Genomic DNA, 322 nt, shown 5'->3' with positions numbered 1-322 from the left:
TTTTTAAAAGTGCTAACCCCTCCTATCCCGTAGTAAAAACGATCGCTCAGTTCCAAAAGCATGCCATCAGCGTTAAAGCAATGCAACACCCCAAAAGCCTTAGGATAGCTTTTTAAAATATTCAAACTATCAAAACTCGCCTCTCTGATGTGGATAATCAAGGGCTTGTTGTGTTGGATAGAAAATTCAATCTGTTTGGTAAAAATTTCTTTTTGTTTGCTTTTATAATTCTCTCTTTCATCCAATTCAGGCAAGCGGTAATAATCCAGTCCGCATTCGCCTATCGCCACGCATTTTTGATGCCCAACAAACTTTTCAAATA

General features: G+C 37.9%; 1 protein-coding gene. It reads right to left on the bottom strand.

The window, feature by feature from the left end; genetic code table 11:
• A partial coding sequence (locus tag GO013_RS16855) for a TatD family hydrolase (protein ID WP_203529727.1) occupies positions 1–322 on the bottom strand: 322 nt, incomplete at both ends.

Source organism: Pseudodesulfovibrio sp. JC047, assembly GCF_010468615.1.
Lineage (GTDB): Bacteria > Desulfobacterota > Desulfovibrionia > Desulfovibrionales > Desulfovibrionaceae > Pseudodesulfovibrio.
This window is presented reverse-complemented; position numbering and strand designations above follow the sequence as displayed.